Raw genomic sequence first — 23,000 nt, forward strand, 5'->3', positions numbered from 1 at the left:
CAGGCTAGGCGAAGCGCATGAGCAGCCGAGACGACCTGACCCTTGCCAACCGCCTTGCCGACGCGGCGGGTGAGGCCATCCGCCCCTTTTTCCGCGCCCGCTACGAAAGCGAGCTGAAGGCCGACAAGTCGCCGGTGACGGAGGCCGACCGCGCCGCCGAGGCCGCTATCCGCGCGATCCTGGAAAAGGAGCGCCCCGCGGACGGCATCATCGGCGAGGAATATGGATCGGTGCGCGAGGATGCCGAGCGGGTGTGGATTCTCGATCCCATCGACGGCACGCGTAGCTTCATCGCCGGGCGGCCGATCTTCGGCACGCTGATCGCGCTGACGCAGGCAGGCTGGCCGACCATCGGCATCATCGACCAGCCCATCGCCCGCGAGCGCTGGGTCGGGATGATCGGGCAGCAAACGACGTTCAACGGCCAGCCGATATCCACCCGCGCCTGCCGCGCGCTGGAGGGCGCGGGCATCGCCACCACCAGCCCGCATCTGTTCGCCGATGGCGACGTGCCGCATTATCTGGCGCTGGTCGCCGCCGTTTCGGGCGGATCGCCGCGGCAGGGGCCGGTCTATGGCGGGGACTGCTATAATTACGGGCTGCTGGCCTCCGGCTTCCTCGACATCGTCGTCGAATCGGGCCTGCAATCCTATGATTTCGCCGCGCTGGTGCCGGTGGTCGAAGGCGCCGGCGGCCGCATGTGCGACTGGAATGGCGAGGCGCTGACCGCCGACAGCGACGGCCATGTGCTGGCGCTGGGCGATCCGGCGCGGATGGACGATGTGCTCGAAGCGCTGGCGCAGGCGGATCACGACCACGATCATTAGCGCATGGCGCGACACATGCGGATCACCTGCCTCCGTTCGCCCTGAGCGTGTCGAAGGGCCGTCCTTCTTGCCGAAGAAAAGGACAAGCGTTGGCTAACGCCGCCCTTCGGGTCGACACGCTCAGCCCGAATGGGTTAGGGCGGATCGACATTCAGAAAGGGGCAGGTTGGCTAGAGCCAGGACCATCGTCATCCTGAACGTGTTTCAGGATCCATCGCGCCTCCTGAAGCCATCACGCGTGTGGAGGAATGGATGCTGAAACACGTTCAGCATGACGAATTGAAATAAGCATAGTTCAATCATTCAAGAGAGTTGAATGTCGATCTGTCCTAGTTAAACGCGCGATGCTCTATGTGTGAATCGCTCCGCCGACGTCGCGCCCGCCTGTCCCCTTTACTGGCCCTTCACCGGCCCACCGATCGACCAGACATGGCCGAAGGGATCGGTGAGCTGGCCGTAGCGGTCGCCCCAGAACTGGTTTTCCAGCGGGAAGCGCACGCTCGCCCCCGCCGCCAGCGCGCGGTCCCACCAGGCATCGGCATCATCGACATGCAGGTGCAGCGTCGTGCCCACGGGCGCCTGCGCTGGCTTGCCGTCGTTCATTTCGGCGAAATGATCGTTCAGCATCAGCGATCCGCCATTGATCGAAAGATGCGCGTGCATCAACCGGCCGTCGGGCGCGGCATGGCGCATCAGTTCCTGCGCGCCGAACGCCTTTTCATAGAAGGCGATGGCATCCGCCGCCTTCCCCTCGCCGATGGTGATATGGGCGGTCACGCCGCCTGCGGGGCTCTGCCGATCGGGCATCTCATCCTCCTGCCAAGAATCGCTGCCCGACCATAGACCTGCCGCGCCCCGGGGTTAAGCGCCTTCCCGCCCGAATCGCTTGCTTTTGCGGCATATCCCGCCTAAGGGCCGCCGTTCGCGATATTTCGGAAGGACTGCCCGGCTATCTAGGGCTGCCGTGGCTGTTCGTAATCGTCGCGCTGACATGAAGGAGACGAAAATGCCCAAGCTCAAGACCAAGAGCGGTGTGAAGAAGCGCTTCAAGTTCACCGCTTCCGGCAAGGTCAAGCATGGTGTCGCCGGCAAGCGCCACCGCCTGATCAGCCACAATGCCAAGTATATTCGCCAGAACCGTGGCACTTCCGTGCTGTCCGATGCCGACGTCGCACACGTCCGCCTCTGGGCACCCTACGGCCTGAAGTAAGGAGTAGAGGACAATGGCACGCGTCAAACGGGGTGTTACCACCCGCGCCAAGCACAAGCGGATTCTGGAACAGGCGAAGGGCTATTATGGCCGTCGCAAGAATACCATCCGCATCGCCCGCCAGGCCGTCGAAAAGGCCGGCCAGTATGCGTATCGCGACCGCAAGGTCAAGAAGCGCAGCTTCCGCGCCCTGTGGATTCAGCGCATCAACGCTGCCGTCCGCATGGAAGGCCTGACCTATGGCCAGTTCATGCACGGCCTGAAGCTCGCCGGCGTCGATCTGGACCGGAAGGTCCTGGCCGACATCGCGATGCACGAAGGCGCGGCATTCAGCGCCATCATCGCCCAGGCGAAGGCGGCGCTGCCCGCGGCTGCATAACGCAACCGACTGGACAGAACACCGAAAGGGCGCCGGGGCACATGCTTCCGGCGCCCTTTTCTTTCATCCACGCGGCGCGTTTTCCTCGCATCGAGGCGCGCGCAAACGGCAAGGCAAGGACAAAAGGCACATGCAGATCGGGACATGGTGGCTCTATGCCATGGCGGTCTTCCTGGTTTCGGGCACGCCCGGCCCCAATATGCTGCATGTGATGACGCGCAGCATCCAGGCGGGCGCGCGCCGGTCGACCTTTGCGATGGCGGGCTGCCTTTCCGCCGTGCTGCTGTGCCTGCTCGCTTCGGCGGGCGGCCTCGGCGCGCTGCTGAAGGCCGAACCGCGCCTGTTCGACATATTGCGCTATGGCGGCGTCGCCTATCTGCTCTGGCTGGGGATCAAGGCATGGCGCGCGCCGGTGACGGACGCCGGTGCCGAAGACGCCCCCCGGCCCGTCCAGTCGGCGGCCTCGCTCTATCGCGGCGGGCTGCTGATCGGGCTGTCCAACCCCAAGCTCATCATCTTCGCCGCGGCGCTCTTTCCGCAGTTCATCGACGCGAAGGCGCCCTTTGCGCCGCAGCTGGCGATATTGGTGCTGACCTTCGCGGTCATCGAATGCGGCTGGTATGGCGTCTATGCGCTGGGCGGCCGCTCGCTCGCCCGCTGGCTGGAACCGGCCAACCGCCAGCGCCTGTTCAACCGCGCGACCGGCGTGCTGTTCATGGGATTTGGCGGGGCGCTGCTGGGATCGCGCGTCTAAGCATGAGTCGTCATTCCCGCGAAAGCGGGAATCCATCTCAGGACATCGCCGATGCGAGACGAGTTCGCGCCAACGATCTACATTCTCGCCAGCCACAGAAACGGCACGCTCTATGTCGGTGTGACCTCAAACCTGATGCACAGGCTCCACCAGCACCGTTCGGGCTTGATTGAAGGCTTCACCAGCGACTACGGGGTCAAACGACTGGTCTGGTTCGAAACCGGCGGATCGATGGAAGAGGCGATCCATCGCGAGAAGCAGATCAAGGCATGGAACCGGCAATGGAAGATCAATCTGATCGAACGGAGCAATCCCGATTGGCGTGACCTTGCATTGGATCTGGGATTTGAACCTTTGCCGAGCCGGCGCATCGATTGATCGCCACGGGATTTTATGGGTCGGGAGATGGATTCCCGCCTTCGCGGGAATGACGGGATATGACAGAAATTACCGCACTGAAAGCCGGCCTGATCGCCGATATCGACGCCGCCGACACGCTGGACGCCGTGGAGGCGCTGCGCGTGGGGGCGCTGGGCAAGCAGGGCGTGATCACCGCGCTCCTGAAGACGCTGGGCGCGATGAGCCCGGAGGAGCGGCTGCTCAAGGGCCCGCCGATCCAGGACCTGCGCGAGGGCGTGACCGCCGCGATCGCCGCGAAAAAGGCCGCGCTGGAACAGGCGGCGCTCGACGCGCGCCTCGCCTCCGAGCGGATCGACATGACCCTGCCGGCGGACCTTGGCCCCATCGGCTCCGTCCATCCCGTGTCTCAGGTGATGGACGAGCTGGCGGAAATCTTCGCCGACCTCGGATTCTCCGTCGCTACCGGGCCGGAGATCGAGGACGACTGGCATAATTTCACCGCCCTCAACATCCCCGAGACGCATCCCGCCCGCGCGATGCACGACACCTTCTACTTCCCGGACAAGGACGGCGAAGGCCGCTCCATGCTGCTGCGCACCCACACCTCGCCGGTGCAGATCCGCGCGATGACCGACGCGCCGCCGCCCATCCGCATCATCGCGCCCGGCCGCGTCTACCGTTCGGACAGCGACGCCACGCACACGCCGATGTTCCACCAGATCGAGGGGCTGGTGATCGACAAGGGCATCACGCTTGGCCACCTCAAATGGACGCTGGAGACCTTCCTCAAGGCCTATTTCGAGCGGGAGGACATCGTCCTGCGCCTGCGCCCCAGCTATTTCCCCTTCACCGAGCCTTCGGTGGAAGTCGATGTCGGCTATACGCTGGTCAATGGCCAGCGCGTGATCGGCGGCAGCGGCGACGATGCCAATGGCGGCTGGCTGGAAGTGCTGGGCAGCGGCATGGTCCACCCCAAGGTGATCGAGGCCTGCGGGCTCGATCCGAATGAATGGCAGGGCTTTGCCTTCGGCACCGGTGTCGACCGGCTGGCGATGCTCAAATATGGGATGAACGACTTGCGCGCTTTCTTCGACGGCGACCTGCGCTGGCTGAAACATTATGGCTTCTCCGCGCTCGACGTACCCACGCTGTCGGGAGGAGTGGGCGCATGAAGTTCACCCTGAGCTGGCTCAAGAGCCATCTGGACACGCAGGCGGACCTGCCCGCGATCCTGAAGGCCCTGACCGACATCGGCCTTGAGGTCGAGGGGGTCGAGAATCCGGCCGAGAAGCTGGGCGCATTCCGTATCGCGAAGGTGCTGAGCGCTGCCCCGCATCCGCAGGCGGACAAGCTGCAGGTGCTCTCGGTCGATGCCGGCGACGGGCCGTTGCAGGTCGTGTGCGGCGCGCCCAATGCCCGTGAGGGCCTTGTGGGCGTGTTCGGCATGCCCGGCGCGGTCGTACCCGCCAACGGCATGGTGCTGAAGGTCGCGGCGATCCGCGGCGTCGAATCGAACGGCATGATGTGCTCGACCCGCGAGCTGGAGCTGGGCGATGACCATGACGGGATCATCGAGCTGCCCGCCGACGCGCCGGTCGGCCGCGTCTATGCCGACTGGGCCGGGCTGGACGATCCGGTGGTCGACGTTTCCATCACCCCCAACCGGCAGGACTGCATGGGCGTGCGCGGCATCGCGCGCGATCTGGCGGCGGCGGGCATCGGCACGCTGCGGCCGCTCCCCATCCCCGCGATCGCGGGCAACGGCGCCGGCCCGGATGTCCGCACCGACGACACCGAGGGCTGCCCCGCTTTCTATGCCCGCACGGTGAAGGGCGTGAAGAACGGCCCCTCGCCCGACTGGCTGCAACAGCGGCTGAAGGCCGTGGGCCAGCGCCCGATCAGCACGCTGGTCGACATCACCAATTATGTCATGATCGACCTCGGCCGGCCGTTGCACGTCTATGACATGGCGACGCTCTCCGGCCCGCTGGTCGCGCGCGAGGCGAAGGCCGGCGAAGAGGTGCTGGCGCTCAACGGCAAGAGCTACACCCTTGCCGAGGGCATGACGGTGATCGCCGACGATGTGTCGGTACATGACATTGGCGGCATCATGGGCGGCGAGCATTCGGGCGCGCAGGATGGCACCAGCGACGTGCTGATCGAATGCGCCTATTTCACGCCGGAGCGGATTGCCGTGACCGGACAGGCGCTAAGCCTCAGCAGCGATGCGCGCACGCGGTTCGAGCGCGGGGTCGATCCGGCCTTCCTCGACGCCGGCCTCTCCATCGCAACCGAGATGGTGGTGCGCCTGTGCGGCGGCACGCCCAGCGACCCGACCCATGCCGGCACCCCGCCGGCGGCCGCGCGCACGATCAGCTACGATCCGGCACGCACATTGTCGCTCGCCGGTGTCGCGGTGGCCGAGGGCGATCAGCAGCGCATCCTCGAAAGCCTGGGCTTCACCGTCGCCATCGAGAGCGGCGCGACCGAAATTCAGGACGGCGTGCCCGTGCCGGTCGACGCCCGCTGGCGCGTGACCGTGCCGACATGGCGGCGTGACGTCGAGGGGCCGGCGCATCTGGTCTCCGAAGTCGTGCGCATCCATGGCCTCGCCCATGTGCCCTCGACCCCGCTGCCGCGCACGCCCGGCGTCGCGCGGCCCACGGCGACGCCCGAGCAGCTGGTCGAGCGCCGCGTGCGCCGCACGGCGGCGGCGCGCGGGCTGGCCGAGGCGATCAACTGGTCCTTCCTCTCGCAGAAGGAAGCCGATGCCGTGGGCGGCGGCGACTGGACGCTGGCGAACCCGATCTCGGAGGACATGAAGGTCATGCGGCCCTCGCTGCTGCCCGGCCTGCTCTCCGCCACCCGCCGCAATGCGGACCGGGGCGCGAGCGCGATCCGCCTGTTCGAAATCGGCCGCCGCTATTTCCGCGGCGCTCATGGCGCGAGCACGGAACGGGCGACCGTTGGCTTCGTGATGGCCGGCGAAAAGGCACCGCGCGGCTGGCAGTCCGGCAAGGCGCAGGCTTTCGCGACGCATGATGCGAAGGCCGAAGTGCTGGCGCTGCTGGCCGCCGCCGGCGCGCCCGTCGCCAATCTGCAGAGCTTCGGCGAGGCGTCCGGCGCCTATCATCCCGGCCAGTCGGGCACGCTGCGGCTTGGGCCGAAGGTGGTGCTGGCCGAATATGGCGTGCTGCACCCAAGCCTTGCCAAACAGTTCGGGCTGTCCGGCACGGTCGTCGCCGCAGAGCTTTTCCTCGACGCCATTCCGGGCAAGCGCAAGAACGGCTTCATGCGCGCGCCCTATGCGCCGCCCGCGCTGCAGGCGGTGAAGCGCGACTTCGCCTTCCTGGTGCCGCATGCGCTGGAAGCCGACACGCTGGTCCGCGCCGCCAGAAATGCGGACAAGAAGGCCATTGTGGACGCACGCCTGTTCGATGTGTTCGCTGGCCCCGGCGTGGACGAGGGCATGAAATCCCTCGCCATCGAAGTGACGCTGCAGCCGGGCGAAAAGAGCTTCTCCCAGGAGGAGCTGGACGCGATCAGCGCGGCAGTGGTGAAGGCGGCAGAGAAGCTGGGCGGAGTGTTGCGGGGGTGATCCCCAAGCTGCCAGGCTGCTGACGACCATTTGTTGACGAAGGATTAGCTGTGCCTGTTTCCGGATAGCGGACATCGCGTCTGCGCGATATGTGCGGTCAAAAGCAACACTGACACTGAAATTTTCACCACAGGATATCAGGGATGAATGTTCGATGCTTGGCTTTACTGATAGCTCTTTTTGTTCCCCTTGGCGCCTTGAATGCTCAACACCCGATGATCTTGGCGAAACTTAATGAATGGAACGACGCCGCGCCTGTCCCCGGTAACGAGATTTTGAAGGCTGAGATCCGAGGAAAAGCAGGAGAAATCTACGGCGGGAGCGTCGCTTGCAATAATTCAGACATTGCGATCGATGCGATCGAACCTGCGACTGCTGATCGATATGCTTTCAACGCTATCATGCGAAGAACGTTGAGGAACGCTTGGTTCGTGACCGCGCGATTGTCGGGTTGTGATCTGGCACCTGTCCGTTACATGATCATCCAGAACACTGACAACAGCTTAGAGATAACTCGCGTGAATCGCGGAGTGTCCTATACATGGGACTCACTAATAGGCGATACGCTCCCGCTCGCTCAACTTGCCGCAACCGCTGCTCTTGAGCGAGCGGGTGTTACGTGCAGTTCTAACGAAAAGACGACTTTGGGAGTCATCCGAATTGCGGCTAAGGAGCCCGGCCTCGGTAATAGTATCTTTGGGATTCGCTACTCTGGCAGTTGGGCTGAAGTGTGGCCGATAGAAACCTGCAAGCGAACCGTTGAGGTCTCAATCAAATTCACGGCTGATGGAGATGGTGGGGCGTTCACCCACATTCCCGGAGATAAAACACGGGTTCTGCCTTAGCGAAACGGCTTGACGGACCATCTAGCCGGTTCAGATGAACGGAGTGGGTTTTCTTTTGCAATCCTGATGTCGGCTATTCGGGTTTAAAAGTCAAAACCTGCCAGTCTGCTTTCCACCCAATTTCGTCATTCCCGCGCAGGCGGGAACCCATCTCCTGACCTCGCATCCAGCATCTGCGCAGGGGAGATGGATTCCCGCCTCCGCGGGAATGACAGGAAAGACTTGGCCATCCGCATCCAACCCAGCCCCCTCAACCCGGCATCCTGCACCCCTTCGCCGTGCCATAGCCGCGCAGGAAGCCGCGCCTGGCCATGCCGGTGCTGATCGCCGCTTCCAGCCGCCGTTGCGCGGGGGCGGCCCCGCTGACTTCGCGGACCAGGCCACGGAAGGGGATGAGCGTGTTGACGATGGTCTTGCCGCCCGCTTCCAGAATCTTGCCGGTGCGGTTCTCGTTCTCCTCCGTGCCGGTGCCGAAATCCGGCCCCAACGCCTCGGTCAGTTCCGCGACGTCCGCATTGATCGCCTTGCAGCCGCGCGATTTGGGCAGCGCATAGGGCGCCTCGACCGCGCGCTGCAGCACGTCGGGGATGGTCGTCTTGGCAATGCCGACATCCTTGGCCGGCTGGACGGCGATGTCGCCCGCCTTCTGCAGCGTGTCGTCCTTCTGCGCTGCCTGTTCCTGCGCCATGGCGGCACTGGACATCAGCAAGAACGGCACGATCATGGCCCTGACGATCATCATTCCTGTCTCCCTGAAGCACCATATCGTGCAGACATGTAACGAACGCAGGCTGACAGAGTTTCCACGACAGCGACAGTCCGGCGGGAGACAATGGCGGCACGAGCCGTTATGCCTGCACCATCCGACCAGCAAGGGATAGCGAACTTGGCCGAAGACCTGATCTCCATCGCCTCCCCCACGCTTGCCGTCGCCATCCATCCGCTGGGCGCGGAACTCTGGTCGATCGCCGACGCGCAGGGGCGGCAGCTGATGACCGATGCCGATCCGCGATGGTGGACGGGGCATGCGCCGCTATTATTCCCCTTTGTCGGCCGGTCGCGCGGCGACGTCTATCGCTTCGACGGGCGGGATTATCCGATGCCGCAGCATGGCTTTGCCCGGCGCAAGCCCTTTGCGGTGGTCGATCGAGGCGCATCCTCCGTGCTGTTCCGGCTGGAGGCGGATGAGGAGACGCTGGCCGCCTACCCCTTCGCCTTCACGCTCGACATGGCCTTCGCGCTGGACGACGCGACGCTTTACATGACGGCGACCGTCGCCAACCCGGGCGATACAGCGATGCCGTTCAGCTTCGGCTATCATCCGGCCTTCGCCTGGCCGCTGCCCTATGGCGGGGCGGTAGAGGCGCATTGCATCCTCTTCGAACATCCCGAGCCCGCGCCGATCCGCAAGGTCGGCGAGGAGCCCGGCCTGATCGCGCCGGAAAGCGTGCCCTCGCCGGTGAAAGGCGATCTGCTCACGCCAAGCCATGCGATGTTCGAAGGGGATGCGCTGATCTGGGACGAACTCACCAGCCGCAGCCTGCTGTGGGGCGTGCCGGGGCGCCCGCATCTCGCCATCGACTTTCCCGATACGCCCTGGCTGGGCCTGTGGCAGAAGCCGGGCGCGCATTATCTGTGCGTGGAACCCTGGGCGGGGATGGCCGATCCGGTCGGCTTTACCGGCAACGTGTGGGAGAAGCCGGGCATCATGGCATTGCCGCCGGGCGAAAGCCGCAGCTTCCGCATGAATGTGACGCTGGTGGAGGGGTAGGTAAAGCCTCTACCTTTTTCCGTCATTCCCGCGTAGGCGGGAAACCATCTCTGCCTCCCACCTCCTGCACGACGCTCGGGAGATGGGTCCCCGCCCACGCGGGGATGACGCCATATCTAGAAATGAAACACGCATGACCATTCCATCCCGCCGCACCTTCGCGATCATTTCCCACCCGGACGCGGGCAAGACCACGCTCACCGAAAAACTGCTGCTGGAAGGCGGCGCCATCCATCTGGCCGGTGAGGTGAAGGCGCGCGGGGCGAACCGCCGTGCCCGCTCCGACTGGATGAAGATCGAGCAGCAGCGCGGCATTTCCGTGACGTCCTCGGTGATGACGTTCGAGCGGACGCGCGACGGCGAGACCATCACCTTCAACCTGCTCGACACGCCGGGGCATGAGGATTTTTCCGAGGATACCTATCGCACGCTGACGGCGGTCGATTCCGCCGTGATGGTGATCGACGCGGCCAAGGGCATCGAGCCGCAGACGCGCAAGCTGTTCGAGGTGTGCCGGCTGCGCAACGTGCCGATCATCACCTTCATCAACAAGGTGGACCGCGAGGGCCGCGACGCCTTCTCGCTGATCGACGAGGTGGCGGATGCGCTGGCGCTGGACGTGTGCCCGATGAGCTGGCCGGTCGGCATGGGCGGCCAGTTCGAGGGCATCTACGATTTCGCCACCAACCGCCTGCGCCAGCCGACCGGGCCCAGCAAGGCCTATGAGGGGCAGGAAACCTATTTCACCGGGCTGGATGACCCCAAGCTCGCGGAGGTGCTGTCCGCCGATGGCCTCAAGAAGCTGCGCGAGGAAGCGGAGCTGGCGCAGGGCGGCTATACCCATTTCGATCTGGCCGCCTATCGCCATGGCGACCTGACCCCGGTCTATTTCGGATCGGCGCTGAAACTCTTCGGCGTGACCGAGCTGATCGACGCACTCGCCGCCCATGCGCCGCCGCCCCGCCCCCAGCCGGCCGAACCCGCGCCGGTGGCGCCCGAGGACAGCGAAGTCACCGGCTTCATCTTCAAGGTGCAGGCGAACATGGACCCGCAGCATCGCGACCGCATCGCCTTCATGCGGCTGTGTTCGGGCAGGTTCAAACGCGGCATGAAGCTGACGCCTTCGGGCAGCGGCAAGCCGATCGCCGTCCACTCCCCCATCCTGTTCTTCGCGCAGGACCGCGAGATCGCGGACGAGGCGTTCCCCGGCGACATCATCGGCATCCCCAACCATGGCACCTTGCGCGTGGGCGATACGCTGTCGGAACGGGCGGACGTGCGCTTTACCGGCCTGCCCAATTTCGCGCCGGAAATCCTGCGCCGCGTGGCGCTGAAGGACCCGACCAAGACCAAGCAGCTGCGCAAGGCGCTGGACGACCTGTCCGAAGAGGGTGTCATCCAGGTGTTCTACCCGGAGATCGGCAGCCAGTGGGTGGTCGGCGTGGTCGGCCAGCTGCAGCTGGAGGTGCTGGTTTCACGGCTGGAGGCGGAATATAAGGTCGCCGCCGGGCTGGAACCCGCGCCCTATGATACCGCGCGCTGGATCAGCGGGCCGGACGCCGCGATCAAGGATCTGGTATCCTTCAACGGCACCAGCATGGCGCGCGACCGGGATGGCAACCTCGTCTTCATGGCGAAGAGCGCGTGGGATGTGGGCTATCAGCAGGAACGCAACCCGGACGTGAAGTTCAGCGCCACGAAGGAGCGCTGATCGGTTCTATAATCCCCGCCGTCCGAAGCCGCCGCCCTGCTGGCGACGCTGCGGCGGCATCGGCGCGGGAATGATGGCGGTCGTGGGCGCCGCGGGCGCGGGGCGGGCCGGGGTCACGATGGTTTCGGCATAGGCCGGCGGCCCGTCCTGCGGCATCGCCGTGCCATGCGCCTGAAACCCCTGGCCCGTATTGACGAACACCTGCTGGATGATCTGCTGCGGCGGAGGCGGCCCGTCCAGCGCCGAGGGCTTCTGTGTTTCACGGCTGTCGCGATAGCCCTGCTCGATCAGCTTGTTCATGTAGAGCTGGTTGTAGAAAAAGGCGAAAACGATGTTCGAAAGCCCCCAGGTGAACACCCCGGCCAGGAACATGATGAAGCCCCAGAACATGTCGCCGCGAAAGATCGCCGGGAAACAGCCGAAGAAGAATGTCGTCCATGAAAAACCGGTGGGAACAGCCTTTGTCTGGCCGGTATAACTATTGGTCATGAAGATCATTATCGGCCGCCTTTCCGCTTTTTCGCGTGAAAGGGTAATGGCAGGCTGATAATTTTCGCTTAATTCGCCATGCCGGGCATTCAGCCCACCCAGTCGCGGCGCAGATGCTTCGCCGCCAGCGCCATGAACAGGGCGGCGAGCAGATAGAGGCAGAGCACCGCAGCGACGGCGTAACGCAGCGCCTCCGTGCCATATGTCGGCGTCAAGGCGTCCGACAGCGCGCCCACGGTCCAGGAGCCAAGGCCCAGCCCAACCAGATTGTTGATGAGCAGGAAGCTGGCCGAGGCCGTCGCGCGCATCGGCGCGGGGACGAGGTGCTGCACCGCCGTCAGCACCGGGGCGAGCCAGACATAGACCAGCGCCTGCGGCAGCAGGAAGAGCAGGAAGGCCGCCGTCACCGATCCCGACAGCACGCCCGCCACGAACAGCGGCATGCCCAGCGCATAGCAGATCGCCGGCACGCGGGCATAGGCGGCGCGATCCCCCGCGCCCATGCGGTCGCCCAGCCATCCGCCCAGCAGCACCCCGGCCACCCCGCCGATCAGCAGCAATGCGCCAAGGAATTGCCCCGCCCCGACAAGATCGAGGCCGAAGCTGCGCATCATCAGGCTGGGCAGCCAGAAGGCGACGCCATAGCCGCACATGGAACTGCTCGCCGCGCCCAGCGCAAGGAGCCAGAAGGCAGGCTTCTTCGCAAGGATGCCGAAAGCCGCGCTGATCGGCACGGCGGGGCCGGCGACCTTTTCCCGCACCGGCTCGCGCACCACCAGGCGGAAGACCGGCGCGAGGATCAGGCCGGCGATACCCACGGCGATGAAGGCGCTGCGCCATTCGACGGTGGACGCGATATAGCCGCCCAGCAGCACGCCCCCCGCCGACCCCAGCGGAATGCCCAGCGAATAGACGGACAGCGCCCGCGCGCGCTCATTCTGGGGAAAATAATCGGTGATGAGCGCATAGGAGGGCGCGACGCCCCCCGCCTCCCCAATACCGACGCCCAGGCGGAAGAGGAACATCTGCCCGAAACTGCCGGCAAGGCCGCACAGCGCCGTGAACCCGCTCCAGATCGCCAGCGACACGGTGATCACCCAGCTGCGGCTGGTACGGTCCGCGAGCATGGCGAGGGGAATAGCCAAGGTGGAGTAAAGCAGCGCGAAGGCGATGCCACCCAATGCGCCCAGCTGCGTATCCGTCAGCCCCAGCTCCGCCTTTATCGGGCCGGCGAGGATGCCGAGGATCTGCCGGTCGAGGAAGTTGAAGGTGTAGACCAGCAACAACATGCCCAGCACGGTGATGCGGTAGGCGCGGGTGGGGGCGGTGGAAGGCGTAACGGTCATGGTCTTCGTCTTATCCCGTTCGGGCTGCGCTTGTCGAAGCCCCGTTCTTTCCTGAAGGGGACAAAGAACGGTTGTGCCGGCCCTTGGGGTCGACAGACGCCGAGCCCGCCCCGGATGTGATCCGGGAGCCTGCCCCGGACTCGATCCGGGCGCAAACGGGGGAAGCATCGCATGATGCCTCCCCCTGCCCCGCCCGCAGGGTCAGAACTTCACCGTGCCGGTCACGAACACCTGACGCGGATTGCCGTAGAAGGCGGTCAGCGTGCCCTCGCGACCCAGAGTCGGCGTGATCGCGCCCGTCGTCGGGTTGATCGCGACGAAGTTGTAGCCCGAGGTGATATAGTGCTTGTCGGCGATATTCTTCGCATGCACGCCCAGCGACCAGCGATCGCTGGGTGCCGTCCACACGATGCTGGCATCCCACAGCGCATAGCCCGGCTGGTCCAGATAGGGATTGGGCGTTTCGAACTGATGGGTCAGGCTGCGGTAGCTGAGCGTGGTGGACGCATCCACCTTGCCGCCCATCGCCGGCAGGGCGAGTGCCAGCGTGCCGGCGGCCGTCCATTTCGGCGTGTTCTGGATGGCGCGCTGATTGGCGACATCCTTGCCGGTGGCGTCGATGAAGCGCAGATATTTGCCGTCCAGATAGCCCAGCGTGCCGGTGAAGGTCACGGCCGATCCGGCGCCGGCGAAACCGCGGGCGATGGTGCCCAGCATCTCGAATTCGATGCCCTTCATCCGCGCCTTGCCGGCATTGGTGGTGATGCCGGCAAAGGTTTCGAAGATGCCGTCATTATTCGCGTCGACACCGACGGAACCGGGCACCTGCACATCCTTGTAATCGGCATAGAAGCCGGTCAGCGCGATGTTCAGGCGGCGGTCGAGCATCGATCCCTTCCAGCCGATTTCGTAGCTGTTCACCTTTTCCGGGTCGAATGAAAGGAAATCGAAGATCTCCTGATAGCTGCGCACGCCATCATGGTTGGTATCGGGCGCCGAGGTGCCGCTGCCGCGCGGGTCGAAGCCGCCGCCCTTGAAGCCCTTCGAATAGGAAGCATAGACCATGTGGTCCGGCGTCGGCTTGAAGCTGATCGAGGCGCGGGGCGTGAATTCCTTGAACGTCCTGGCGCCCAGGAAATCCGTCGCGGTGGAGATGGGAATGGCGGTGCCGCCGAAGACCGGGGAGCTGCCGCCGATCTTGTTCTGCTTGAGGATGCGGCTCCTGCGCCGGTCATTGGTGAAGCGGCCGCCCACAGACACAGCGATCTGGTCGGTCACGTCATAGGTGAAATCGCCGAACACCGACCATGTGTTGGTGCGCACGTCGCCCAGGGTATAGCTGTTGAGGCCGGGCAGGCCGAGCAGCGGGCCGGTGGTGCCCAGGATCACGTCGAACTCGGTCGCCGCCTTCGCCGCCAGATAATAGAAGCCGACCAGGCCCTGCAGCCTGTCGCCCTCATACAGCGCCTGGAATTCCTGGCTGACCTGTTCGTTGCGATAGACGGCCGGCACGTCGACATCGACGGAGGGCAGGGAATCGAAGTCGATCGGCGTGAAGCTGGTATCCTTGCGCCACGCGCTGATGCTCTTGATGCTGAACGTGTCGGTCAGCTCCGCCGTCGCGTTCATCGCCAGACCATAAGCCTTCACATCCTGCTTCGGGCGGGACAGGCCGGATTGCGTGTCGTAGACGTCGCTCAGCACCGGCGTGCCCGACAATGCGCCGGGGATCAGGCGATGACCATTGCGCGGATCGGACTTGTCGCGGGTATAGTCGCCCGAGACGCGGATGAAGACCGGCGCGCCATAGCCGCCGAATTCCAGGCTGGCGCGGCCGGCCCAGACATCCTTATTGTAATTCTCGATCCCCGGCTGGACCAGATTCTTGCCAAAGCCACCGCGCGAGAGCCGGGCGACCGATCCGCCCACCCGGAACAGGTCGGTGATCGGCGCGCTCACCGTCAGCACGCCGTCGGCCTGATCGTAGCTGCCATAGGTGCCACGCGCGGCGAGCGAGAAGTCCTGCGGCAGGCGCTTCGTCACATATTTGACCGCGCCGCCGATGGTGTTGCGGCCATAAAGCGTGCCCTGCGGCCCGCGCAGCACCTCGATCCGCTCCACATCGTAGATGTCGAGCACCGATGCCTGCGGGCGGTTGAGATAGACATCGTCCAGATAGATGCCGATGCCCGCCTCGAACCCCGGCACGGGGTCTTGCTGGCCGACACCCCGGATGAAGGCGGTGAGCGTGGAATTGGTGCCGCGCGAATTTTCCAGGGTCACATTGGGCGCGCTGTTGGACACGTCGGTGATGTCGATGGCGCCGGTCCTGGCCAGCGTGTCGCCGGAAATGGCGGTGACGGCAATCGGCACGTCCAGCAGCCGCTCTTCACGCCGGCGGGCGGTGACGATGATCGCACCGTCGTCCACGGCCTCGGCCCCTGCCTGCGCCCCTGCCTCCTGGGCATGGAGCGGAACGGCGGAAAGGCCGCCAAGGGCAGCCGAAGCAAGAGCCAGCGCGCGAATGGAATGACGAAACGCCATGATGTCCTCTCCTGAAAATTGCACCCGTTGGATCGGGTTGCGTGATCTTGCGATTCTGGATAATGAAAGTTGAACCAGCTTTCAACTTGAAAAATAGCTGGACGGAAAATGACGACGCGATCGCGACAAAAGGGCAACGCCCGGCTAATCGGCCGGGCACAGCCGCAGAGAGGAACCGGATGACCATGGAGGCCCCCCCTGACGCCAAGGCGCCGCGCACCGCGCGCGGCGAACGCACGCGCCGCGCGCTGCTGGACGCGGCGGCCATCGAATTTGGCGAAAAGGGATTTCACGACGGATCGATCAGCGGCATCACCCGCCGGGCGGGCTGCGCGCTGGGCAGTTTCTACACCTATTTCGACAGCAAGGACGATATCTTCCGCGCGCTGGTGAAGGATATGTCGGCGCAGGTGCGCGACCATGTCGGCCCGCGCATCGCCGGCGCGCCCGATGGCATTGCGGCGGAAAAACAGGGGTTATTGAGCTTCCTGGAGTTCGCCCGCGAGCACAAGGAAATCTATCGCATCATCGACGAGGCGGAATTTGTCGACCAAGCCGCCTTCCGCCACCATTATGAAAGCACCGCCGACCGCATCGGCGCCCGGCTGCGCGCGGCGGCGGGGCGTGGCGAGATCCGCGGCGATACCGACGAGATCCACGCCTGGGCGATCATGGGGATCAACGTATTCCTCGGCCTGCGCTATGGCGTGTGGGACGAAAGCCGCGATATCGGGGAGGTCGCCACCATCGCCAACGACATGCTGGCCAACGGGATTGCGGCGAAAGGCTGAACGAACGATCGGCCCTGACCCATGCGTTTACGCTCCCGGCCCCCCGGATCGGGTCCGGGATGACGATAGAAGGCACAGTTCCCCCGATATCGCGTTCCCCCGATATCGCTATTTCCGCAGCAGGAACACCGCATGTTCGGCGAACAGATTGGCGTTCGCATGGGTGGTTTCCCGGTCCCCCTTCAGGAACCACTGGCCATCGGTCGACCAGCCGCGTTCCTTCACCAGCGCGCGGAAATCGTCGATGGTGAGGTGGTGGATGTTGAGCGTGTCATACCATGTGTCGGGCAACAGCCGCGTCACCGGCATCCGCCCGCCGAACAGCAGGGACATGCGCCCACGCCAATGCGCGAAATTGGGGAAGCTGACGAAGGCCTGCGCGCCGATGCGCAGCAATTCCTCCACCACCAGGTCGGGGCGGCGGGTGGTCTGCAACGTCTGGCTGAGGATCGCATAGTCGAAGCTGCGGTCGGGATAATAGCGCAAATCCGTATCCGCATCGCCCTGCACCACCGACAATCCGCGCCCGACCGCCGAGGCGACGTTCACCGGATCGATCTCCAGCCCGCGCGCATCCGCGTCCTTGACGTCGCGCAGCGCCGCCATCAGCGCGCCGTCGCCGCAGCCCACGTCCAGCACCCGGGCATGCGGCTTCACCATCCGCGCGATCAGCGCGAGGTCGGGGCGCAACTGCTCGCGGCTCATGCCCCCGCCCTTTCCCGCGATGCATCGGGATCGAACCGCTGCATGATCGTCTCGTTGACGCGGTGCCAGCCATGGCGCTCGTACAGCGTATGCGCGTCCAGCGTGTTGAGGTTCCAGCGACGCAGGCTCTGCAGGCCGGGATGCCCGTCGAAATAGGCGAGCATGGCGGAAGCCAGGCCGTGGCCCTGATGCGCTTCCAGCACATAGACATCGGCCAGATGCGCGAAGGTCGCATGATCGGTGATGACGCGCGCGAAAGCGACCTGCGCGCCATCGCGGTAGATGCCGACGCAATGCGACCCGGCAATCGCCCGCTCCACCAGCGACAGCGCGATGCCGGGGCACCAGTAGCTGCGCGTCAGATAGGCGTGGATCGCCGCCGGTTGCAGCCGGGCGGGATCGTCGGACAGCGCATAGCCATCGGGCAACGCCACCTCGCTCATGCCCGCCCCGCCCGCAGGAAACCGTCGACCACCCGGTTCAGCTCCGGCGCTTCCAGCAGGAAGGCATCATGGCCGAAGGGGCTGGAAAGCTCCATGAAGCTCGCCTGCGCGCCCGCTGCGTTCAGCGCATGGACGATCACCCGCGATTCCGCCGTCGGATACAGCCAGTCGGTATCGAAGCTGACGAGGCAGAAGCGCGCGCGCGTCCTGGCGAAGGCCGATGCCAGGCTGCCCTCATGATCGTCGGCGATGTCATAATAGTCCATGGCGCGGGTGATGTAGAGATAGCTGTTGGCGTCGAACCGCTCGACAAAGCTGATCCCCTGATGCCGCAAATAGCTTTCCACCTGGAAATCGGCGTCGAAGCCGAAGGTCTTGGCGGTGCGGCTCTGCAGGCGGCGGCCGAATTTCTCGGTCAGGCCCGCTTCGGACAGGTAGGTGATGTGCGCCGCCATCCGCGCCACGGCGAGGCCGGCGGCGGGCACTTCATTGTCGGCATAATAGTCGCCCCCGCGCCAGTGGGGATCGGCCATGATCGCCTGCCGCCCGACCTCGTGGAACGCGATATTCTGCGCGCTGTGCCGGGCGGTGGAGGCGATGACGATCACCGATTCCACCCGGTCGGGGAACAGCGTGGGCCAGGTGAGCGCCTGCATGCCGCCCATCGATCCGCCGACGACGGCGAACAGCCGCTCGATCCCCAGATGGTCGATCAGCAGCGCCTGCGCGCGCACCATGTCGGCGATGGTGATGACCGGAAAGCGCATCGCCCAGGGCAGGTCCGTCGCGGGATCGATGCTGGCCGGGCCGCTTGAACCCAAGCAACTGCCGATGACGTTGGAGCAGATGATGAAATATTGCTGGGGGTCAATCGGCCTGCCCGGTCCCACCATGCGCGTCCACCAGCCACCCTTGCCTGTAATGGGGTGTTCCGATGCCACATATTGATCGCCGGTCAGCGCATGGCAGATGAGGATCGCGTTGGAACGATCCGCGTTCAACGTGCCATAGGTTTCATAGGCGATATCGACCGGCCCCAGCGCGCCGCCGCCGGTCAGCGCCAGCGGTCCGGGCAGGCGCACCTGCCGGCGAAGGCCAAAACGGCTGTCATCGGTCTGCTGCAGTGTCGCCATGGTGCAGCGGGGCTAGGGCTGGCACTGGCGGCTGTCAACAAGAGGCGTGGGTGGAACGGCCTCACGGGTCTGGGCGGGGTTGAAAAGCCGGACAGGACGATAGGGGGTTGGGGACTCCCGTTTCTGATCGTCACCCCCGCGAAGGCGGGGGCCTATCTCCTGCGCTTGCGGCAGAACACAAGGACGCAATGATGGAAAGTCCGGGAGATGGGCCCCGCCTTCGCGGGGGTGACGGTGAAGGATATGGCTCACACCCACTGGCCCTACCCCGTCGCCATGCTATGGAACGCTGCATGCCCAGCACCGATCGCATCCCCGTCCTTGCCCTTGGTCCACTTCATCCGCGCCTGGCCGAAGGGCTGGAAGCCCGCTTCGCCGTGCATGCCGCGCCCGCGGACATCGCGCCCGACGCGCTGACGCCGGCGATGCGCATGGCGCGCGCCATCGTCACCAGTGGCGGCGTGGGTGCATCGGCAGCGATCATGGACGCGCTGCCGGCGCTGGAGATCGTCGGCCTGTTCGCCGTGGGCTATGACAAGGTGGACATCGCCCATGCCCGCGAAAAAGGCATCCGCGTCAGCAACACGCCCGATGTGCTGACCGACGATGTCGCCGACCTTGCCGTCGGCCTCGTCTATGCCACGGTGCGCAACATCGCCGCCAATGACCGCTATGTACGCGCGGGTAGATGGGATGGCGGCGCCGTGCCGCCATTTTGCGGCCGGGTGACGGGCGCGCGGATCGGCATATTGGGGCTGGGCCGCATCGGCCGCGCCGTCGCCGACCGGCTGGCCCCGGCAGCGGGCGAGATCCTCTATCACAACCGCCGCCCGGCCGCCGACACGCCCTGGCGCCATGTGCCCGACATCCTGGACTTCGCCCGCGCCTGTGACGTCATGATCGTCGCGACGTCGGGCGGCCCGGAGGCAAGGCATCTGGTCGACGCGGCGGTGATCGACGCGCTGGGGCCGCAGGGCACGCTCATCAACATCAGCCGCGGCAGCGTGGTGGATGAGGAGGCGCTGGTGGCCGCGCTGGTCGAAGGGCGGCTGGGCGGCGCGGGGCTGGACGTGTTCGCGCACGAGCCACATGTGCCCCACGCCCTGCGCGCGCTCGACAATGTCGTGCTGCAGCCGCATCAGGCGAGCGCCACCCGGGCAACGCGCGCCGCCATGGCCGACCTGGTGCTCGCCAATCTGGACGCGCATTTCGCCGGCCAGCCGCTGCCGACGCCGGTCGTGTGACCTCTTTGCCTTTGCGCCATATCCCGCTAAAGCCCGCGCCATGACAAAGCCTGCTCCCAAGGACTGGATATTGGGCATTTCGCCCTATGTGCCCGGCAAGTCGGCCGCCGATGACGGCCGCCCGCTCATCAAGCTCTCCGCCAATGAAAATGCGCTGGGCACCAGCCCCAGGGCGCGCGCGGCGCTGATGGCGGCGACGGCGGACCTTGCGACCTATCCCGATCCGGGCGCCGCGATCCTGCGTGAGGCGATCGCCGCCGAATATGGGCTGGACCCCGCACGCATCATCTACGGCACCGGCTCCGACGAACTGCTGCACATCGCGGCCAGCGCCTATGCCGGGCCGGGCGATGAAGTGCTCTACGTGCGCTACGGCTTTTCGGTGTACGACATCGCTGCGCGGCGCGTGGGCGCGACCCCGGTGGTGGCGCCCGACACGGACTATGCGACCGATGTCGACGCGCTGCTCGCCTGCGTCACGGAAAAGACGAAGGTCGTCTTCCTCGCCAACCCCAATAATCCCACCGGCACGATGACATCGCGCGCGGAGATCGCGCGGCTGCACGCCGGCCTGCGCCCCGACATCCTGTTCGTGCTGGACCAGGCCTATGCGGAATATCTGGAGGCGGACGAGGATGACGGCGGCATGGCGCTGGCGAAGACCGCGCCCAATGTCTTCGCCACCCGCACCTTCTCCAAGATTTTCGGCCTTGCCGCCGAACGGATCGGCTGGGGCTATGCCAGCGCCGAGGTGATCGACGCGCTGCACCGCATCCGCGCGCCCTTCAACGTCACCACGGCAGGGCAAGCGGCGGCGGCGGCGGCCATCGCCGACCATGAATGGATCGACGCCAGCCGCGCGCACAACATCACATGGCGCGCATGGCTGGCCGAGCAGGTCGAAGCGCTCGGCAACCATGGCCTGCGCGTCGTGCCCAGCAAGGCGAATTTCCTGCTGATCCTGTTCGAAGGCGCGCTGACCGCGCAGCAGGCGATGCTGGGGCTGCAGGCGGAAGGCTATGCGACCCGCTGGCTGCCCGGACAGGGCCTGCCCAACGCGCTACGCATCACCATCGGCACGCAGGAGCAGATGCAGGCCGTCGCCGCAAAGCTGCGGGCGATGGCAGAGGCCGGTTGATGCTGCCCTTCGCGCGTGTCTCCATCATCGGTCTCGGCCTGATCGGCTCGTCCATCGCACGCGGCATGCGGGCCTATATGCCCACCGCCCGCGTGACCGGCTATGATGCCGACCCGGAGGTCCGCGCCATCGCCGGCCGTATCGACCTGTGCGACGATATCGCCGACACGCCCGGCACGGCGGTGATCGACGCCGATCTCGTTATCCTGTGCGTGCCGGTCGGCGCGATCGGCACGGCAGCGGCGGCCATTGCCGACGATCTGCCGGCCGAGGCGATTGTGAGCGACGTGGGCGGCGCCAAGGCCAGCGTGTTCAAGGCGATGCGCGAAGCATTGCCCCAGGCCACCATCGTCCCGGGCCATCCGGTGGCGGGCACCGAGCATAGCGGGCCGGAATCGGGCTTTGCCAGCCTGTTCCGCGGCCGCTGGTGCATCCTCACCCCGGACGGCGCGACGCCCGAGGCGGCGACCGCGCGCGTCTCCGCTTTCTGGGAGGCGCTGGGCGCCAATGTCGAGCTGATGTCGCCCGAGCATCATGATCTTGTGCTCGCCGTCACCAGCCATGTTCCGCATCTCATCGCCTATTCGATCGTCGGCACGGCCTCCGACCTGGAACAGGTGACGCAGAGCGAGGTCATCAAATATTCGGCGGGCGGTTTTCGCGACTTCACCCGCATCGCCGCGTCGGACCCCATCATGTGGCGCGACGTGTTCCTCAACAATCGCGAGGCCGTGCTGGAAATCCTCCAGCGGCTGACCGAGGATGTGTCGATGCTGCAGCGCGCCATCCGCTGGGGCGATGGCGACACATTGTTCGACCTGTTCACCCGCACGCGCGCCATCCGCCGCGCGATTATCGACGAGGGGCAGGACGATCCCGCGCCCGATTTCGGCCGCAGCCACAAATAGAGCATGATCCGGGTCGTCAGGGGAGTCCACCTGACCTGAAAATGCTCTGGCCCGTCGGCAGGTTCAGTCTGCCGCGCCGTTCAGCGCATTGATCGCCGCATGGGCGCGCGCTTCCGCCTCCGCGCGCGGCAGGCCCGGCGGGATGGTTTCGCCGACGCGATAGGTGATGATGCCGGGCCGCTTGCGCAGCTTGCCCCGTGGCGCCAGCCGGCCGGTGTCGAGCGCCACCGGCACCACCGGCACGTTCAGCAGCGCGTACAGGCCGGCAAAGCCGGCGCGCAACGGCGGCGCTTCGCCATGGGGCACCCGCGTCCCTTCCGGGAACAGGCAGATCGGCCGGCCGGCGGCCAGCGCTTCCTTCGCGGCGGCGCGTAGCGATCGCATCGCCCTCGCCCCCGCCTGCCGCTCCACCGGAATGACACCGAAGCGGCGCGCCACCCAGCCCCAGAGCGGAATGTCGATCAGCTCGCGCTTGGCCGCGATGGCCGGCGTGCGGAAGAAGCAGAGCAGGTCGATCGTCTCGAACATCGATTCATGCTTGAAGACATAAAGGCAGGGCCGGTCGGGCAATATCCCTTCCAGCCGCACCTTCTGGCCCAGCAGCACATAGGCGCATCGGCGGTGGAAACGGCTCCATCCGCGGGCGACGGCATGCAATGCCCCCGGCCCCAGCATCGCGGCGGCAATCGCCGCCAGAATCCAGAAGACGGTCAGCCCGTAGAAGACGACGGTGAAAGCAAGGGAGCGGAGAAGAATCATATGCCTGGGGGACCGGAAATCTCTCTGGGATGCACGATCAATCTG

The 23,000-nt window shown here is 65.6% G+C and carries 23 protein-coding genes; 14 read left to right on the top strand and 9 right to left on the bottom strand.

Annotated features, from left to right (window positions below; translation table 11 throughout):
* The first annotated feature begins 17 nt into the window (after nt 1–17).
* Nucleotides 18–827: a histidinol-phosphatase gene (hisN, locus tag WFP78_RS11120; RefSeq protein WP_336961883.1), complete on the top strand. Its 810-nt coding sequence runs from the start codon at nt 18–20 to the stop codon at nt 825–827.
* Nucleotides 828–1,220: 393 nt separating this feature from the next.
* Here hisN and WFP78_RS11125 read toward each other — a convergent pair whose 3' ends face one another.
* A complete protein-coding gene (locus WFP78_RS11125; protein ID WP_336961886.1) occupies nt 1,221–1,634 on the bottom strand; it encodes a VOC family protein in 414 nt (137 codons plus the stop codon).
* A 199-nt stretch (nt 1,635–1,833) separates the two neighbouring features.
* Between WFP78_RS11125 and rpmI the strand changes: the two genes are divergently transcribed.
* The 7 genes from rpmI to WFP78_RS11160 all read left to right on the top strand — a co-directional run bounded on the left by rpmI (nt 1,834) and on the right by WFP78_RS11160 (nt 7,973).
* Nucleotides 1,834–2,037, top strand: a complete 204-nt coding sequence (gene rpmI, locus WFP78_RS11130; protein WP_004208916.1) for a 50S ribosomal protein L35 — start codon at nt 1,834–1,836, stop codon at nt 2,035–2,037.
* 13 nt (nt 2,038–2,050) lie between these two features.
* Nucleotides 2,051–2,416, top strand: coding sequence for a 50S ribosomal protein L20 (gene rplT, locus WFP78_RS11135; protein ID WP_104951758.1), 366 nt, complete (start codon nt 2,051–2,053; stop codon nt 2,414–2,416).
* A gap of 130 nt (nt 2,417–2,546) precedes the next feature.
* The gene (locus tag WFP78_RS11140; RefSeq protein WP_336961898.1) at nt 2,547–3,170 is read left to right on the top strand and encodes a LysE family translocator; all 624 of its coding nucleotides are present in this window, start codon (nt 2,547–2,549) and stop codon (nt 3,168–3,170) included.
* Nucleotides 3,171–3,221: 51 nt separating this feature from the next.
* Nucleotides 3,222–3,548, top strand: a complete 327-nt coding sequence (locus tag WFP78_RS11145; protein WP_336961901.1) for a GIY-YIG nuclease family protein — start codon at nt 3,222–3,224, stop codon at nt 3,546–3,548.
* A 59-nt stretch (nt 3,549–3,607) separates the two neighbouring features.
* Nucleotides 3,608–4,702, top strand: a complete 1,095-nt coding sequence (gene pheS / locus WFP78_RS11150) for a phenylalanine--tRNA ligase subunit alpha (RefSeq protein WP_336961904.1) — start codon at nt 3,608–3,610, stop codon at nt 4,700–4,702.
* Nucleotides 4,699–7,128 carry a phenylalanine--tRNA ligase subunit beta gene (pheT, locus tag WFP78_RS11155; protein ID WP_336961906.1) on the top strand — a complete coding sequence of 810 codons (2,430 nt, stop codon included), beginning with the start codon at nt 4,699–4,701 and terminating at the stop codon, nt 7,126–7,128. The genes pheS and pheT overlap by 4 nt, the downstream gene beginning before the upstream one ends.
* A 158-nt stretch (nt 7,129–7,286) precedes the next feature.
* Nucleotides 7,287–7,973, top strand: coding sequence for a hypothetical protein (locus WFP78_RS11160; protein WP_336961909.1), 687 nt, complete (start codon nt 7,287–7,289; stop codon nt 7,971–7,973).
* 250 nt (nt 7,974–8,223) lie between these two features.
* Here the strand turns inward: WFP78_RS11160 and WFP78_RS11165 are convergent, their stop codons facing one another.
* On the bottom strand, nt 8,224–8,715 hold the full coding sequence (locus tag WFP78_RS11165) for a hypothetical protein (protein WP_336961912.1): 492 nt from the start codon (nt 8,713–8,715) through the stop codon (nt 8,224–8,226).
* A 144-nt stretch (nt 8,716–8,859) separates the two neighbouring features.
* On the opposite strand from WFP78_RS11165, the gene WFP78_RS11170 reads away from it, so the two are divergent.
* Nucleotides 8,860–9,744 carry an aldose 1-epimerase family protein gene (locus WFP78_RS11170; RefSeq protein ID WP_336961915.1) on the top strand — a complete coding sequence of 295 codons (885 nt, stop codon included), beginning with the start codon at nt 8,860–8,862 and terminating at the stop codon, nt 9,742–9,744.
* A 133-nt stretch (nt 9,745–9,877) separates the two neighbouring features.
* On the top strand, nt 9,878–11,455 hold the full coding sequence (locus WFP78_RS11175) for a peptide chain release factor 3 (protein WP_336961917.1): 1,578 nt from the start codon (nt 9,878–9,880) through the stop codon (nt 11,453–11,455).
* 6 nt (nt 11,456–11,461) lie between these two features.
* On the opposite strand, the gene WFP78_RS11180 is transcribed toward WFP78_RS11175, so the two are convergent.
* The 3 genes from WFP78_RS11180 to WFP78_RS11190 form a co-directional block, all read right to left on the bottom strand.
* Nucleotides 11,462–11,944 carry a hypothetical protein gene (locus tag WFP78_RS11180; protein WP_336961920.1) on the bottom strand — a complete coding sequence of 161 codons (483 nt, stop codon included), beginning with the start codon at nt 11,942–11,944 and terminating at the stop codon, nt 11,462–11,464.
* Between the two features lie 89 nt (nt 11,945–12,033).
* A complete protein-coding gene (locus WFP78_RS11185) occupies nt 12,034–13,290 on the bottom strand; it encodes a spinster family MFS transporter (RefSeq protein WP_336961922.1) in 1,257 nt (418 codons plus the stop codon).
* 201 nt (nt 13,291–13,491) lie between these two features.
* Nucleotides 13,492–15,834 (bottom strand): TonB-dependent receptor, encoded by a 2,343-nt coding sequence (locus WFP78_RS11190; RefSeq protein ID WP_336961925.1) that lies wholly within the window; start codon nt 15,832–15,834, stop codon nt 13,492–13,494.
* Between the two features lie 179 nt (nt 15,835–16,013).
* Between WFP78_RS11190 and WFP78_RS11195 the strand changes: the two genes are divergently transcribed.
* A complete protein-coding gene (locus WFP78_RS11195; protein ID WP_336961928.1) occupies nt 16,014–16,625 on the top strand; it encodes a TetR/AcrR family transcriptional regulator in 612 nt (203 codons plus the stop codon).
* Between the two features lie 108 nt (nt 16,626–16,733).
* On the opposite strand, the gene metW is transcribed toward WFP78_RS11195, so the two are convergent.
* The 3 genes from metW to metX are packed head-to-tail and all read right to left on the bottom strand — an operon-like array spanning nt 16,734 to nt 18,906.
* Complete coding sequence (metW, locus tag WFP78_RS11200; RefSeq protein WP_336961931.1) at nt 16,734–17,330, bottom strand: methionine biosynthesis protein MetW; 597 nt, start codon at nt 17,328–17,330, stop codon at nt 16,734–16,736.
* Nucleotides 17,327–17,773, bottom strand: coding sequence for a GNAT family N-acetyltransferase (locus WFP78_RS11205; RefSeq protein ID WP_336961934.1), 447 nt, complete (start codon nt 17,771–17,773; stop codon nt 17,327–17,329). Before WFP78_RS11205 ends, metW begins: the two co-directional genes overlap by 4 nt.
* Nucleotides 17,770–18,906: a homoserine O-acetyltransferase MetX gene (metX, locus tag WFP78_RS11210; RefSeq protein ID WP_336961937.1), complete on the bottom strand. Its 1,137-nt coding sequence runs from the start codon at nt 18,904–18,906 to the stop codon at nt 17,770–17,772. Before metX ends, WFP78_RS11205 begins: the two co-directional genes overlap by 4 nt.
* Before the next feature lie 293 nt (nt 18,907–19,199).
* On the opposite strand from metX, the gene WFP78_RS11215 reads away from it, so the two are divergent.
* Genes WFP78_RS11215 through WFP78_RS11225 form a run of 3 tightly spaced genes read left to right on the top strand, consistent with a single transcriptional unit; the run spans nt 19,200 to nt 22,196 of the window.
* Nucleotides 19,200–20,150 carry a 2-hydroxyacid dehydrogenase gene (locus WFP78_RS11215; protein WP_336961940.1) on the top strand — a complete coding sequence of 317 codons (951 nt, stop codon included), beginning with the start codon at nt 19,200–19,202 and terminating at the stop codon, nt 20,148–20,150.
* A gap of 40 nt (nt 20,151–20,190) precedes the next feature.
* Nucleotides 20,191–21,288 carry a histidinol-phosphate transaminase gene (gene hisC, locus WFP78_RS11220; RefSeq protein ID WP_336961943.1) on the top strand — a complete coding sequence of 366 codons (1,098 nt, stop codon included), beginning with the start codon at nt 20,191–20,193 and terminating at the stop codon, nt 21,286–21,288.
* Complete coding sequence (locus WFP78_RS11225; RefSeq protein ID WP_336962339.1) at nt 21,288–22,196, top strand: prephenate/arogenate dehydrogenase family protein; 909 nt, start codon at nt 21,288–21,290, stop codon at nt 22,194–22,196. Before hisC ends, WFP78_RS11225 begins: the two co-directional genes overlap by 1 nt.
* Before the next feature lie 63 nt (nt 22,197–22,259).
* Here the strand turns inward: WFP78_RS11225 and WFP78_RS11230 are convergent, their stop codons facing one another.
* Entirely contained in the window at nt 22,260–22,955 is a 696-nt protein-coding gene (locus WFP78_RS11230; RefSeq protein ID WP_336961946.1) for a lysophospholipid acyltransferase family protein, read from the bottom strand.
* Nucleotides 22,956–23,000: the final 45 nt, after the last annotated feature.

Origin of the sequence: Sphingobium aquiterrae, assembly GCF_037154135.1 — a bacterium.
Lineage (GTDB): Bacteria > Pseudomonadota > Alphaproteobacteria > Sphingomonadales > Sphingomonadaceae > Sphingobium > Sphingobium aquiterrae.

Bases quoted from the DNA above. Each gene is read 5' to 3' on its own strand.
- hisN (WP_336961883.1), top strand. From the start codon at position 18: ATGAGCAGCCGAGACGACCTGACCCTTGCCAACCGCCTTGCCGACGCG.
- WFP78_RS11125 (WP_336961886.1), bottom strand. From the start codon at position 1,634: ATGCCCGATCGGCAGAGCCCCGCAGGCGGCGTGACCGCCCATATCACC.
- rpmI (WP_004208916.1), top strand. From the start codon at position 1,834: ATGCCCAAGCTCAAGACCAAGAGCGGTGTGAAGAAGCGCTTCAAGTTC.
- rplT (WP_104951758.1), top strand. From the start codon at position 2,051: ATGGCACGCGTCAAACGGGGTGTTACCACCCGCGCCAAGCACAAGCGG.
- WFP78_RS11140 (WP_336961898.1), top strand. From the start codon at position 2,547: ATGCAGATCGGGACATGGTGGCTCTATGCCATGGCGGTCTTCCTGGTT.
- WFP78_RS11145 (WP_336961901.1), top strand. From the start codon at position 3,222: ATGCGAGACGAGTTCGCGCCAACGATCTACATTCTCGCCAGCCACAGA.
- pheS (WP_336961904.1), top strand. From the start codon at position 3,608: ATGACAGAAATTACCGCACTGAAAGCCGGCCTGATCGCCGATATCGAC.
- pheT (WP_336961906.1), top strand. From the start codon at position 4,699: ATGAAGTTCACCCTGAGCTGGCTCAAGAGCCATCTGGACACGCAGGCG.
- WFP78_RS11165 (WP_336961912.1), bottom strand. From the start codon at position 8,715: ATGATGATCGTCAGGGCCATGATCGTGCCGTTCTTGCTGATGTCCAGT.
- WFP78_RS11175 (WP_336961917.1), top strand. From the start codon at position 9,878: ATGACCATTCCATCCCGCCGCACCTTCGCGATCATTTCCCACCCGGAC.
- WFP78_RS11180 (WP_336961920.1), bottom strand. From the start codon at position 11,944: ATGACCAATAGTTATACCGGCCAGACAAAGGCTGTTCCCACCGGTTTT.
- WFP78_RS11185 (WP_336961922.1), bottom strand. From the start codon at position 13,290: ATGACCGTTACGCCTTCCACCGCCCCCACCCGCGCCTACCGCATCACC.
- WFP78_RS11190 (WP_336961925.1), bottom strand. From the start codon at position 15,834: ATGGCGTTTCGTCATTCCATTCGCGCGCTGGCTCTTGCTTCGGCTGCC.
- WFP78_RS11195 (WP_336961928.1), top strand. From the start codon at position 16,014: ATGACCATGGAGGCCCCCCCTGACGCCAAGGCGCCGCGCACCGCGCGC.
- metW (WP_336961931.1), bottom strand. From the start codon at position 17,330: ATGAGCCGCGAGCAGTTGCGCCCCGACCTCGCGCTGATCGCGCGGATG.
- WFP78_RS11205 (WP_336961934.1), bottom strand. From the start codon at position 17,773: ATGAGCGAGGTGGCGTTGCCCGATGGCTATGCGCTGTCCGACGATCCC.
- metX (WP_336961937.1), bottom strand. From the start codon at position 18,906: ATGGCGACACTGCAGCAGACCGATGACAGCCGTTTTGGCCTTCGCCGG.
- WFP78_RS11215 (WP_336961940.1), top strand. From the start codon at position 19,200: ATGCCCAGCACCGATCGCATCCCCGTCCTTGCCCTTGGTCCACTTCAT.
- hisC (WP_336961943.1), top strand. From the start codon at position 20,191: ATGACAAAGCCTGCTCCCAAGGACTGGATATTGGGCATTTCGCCCTAT.
- WFP78_RS11225 (WP_336962339.1), top strand. From the start codon at position 21,288: ATGCTGCCCTTCGCGCGTGTCTCCATCATCGGTCTCGGCCTGATCGGC.
- WFP78_RS11230 (WP_336961946.1), bottom strand. From the start codon at position 22,955: ATGATTCTTCTCCGCTCCCTTGCTTTCACCGTCGTCTTCTACGGGCTG.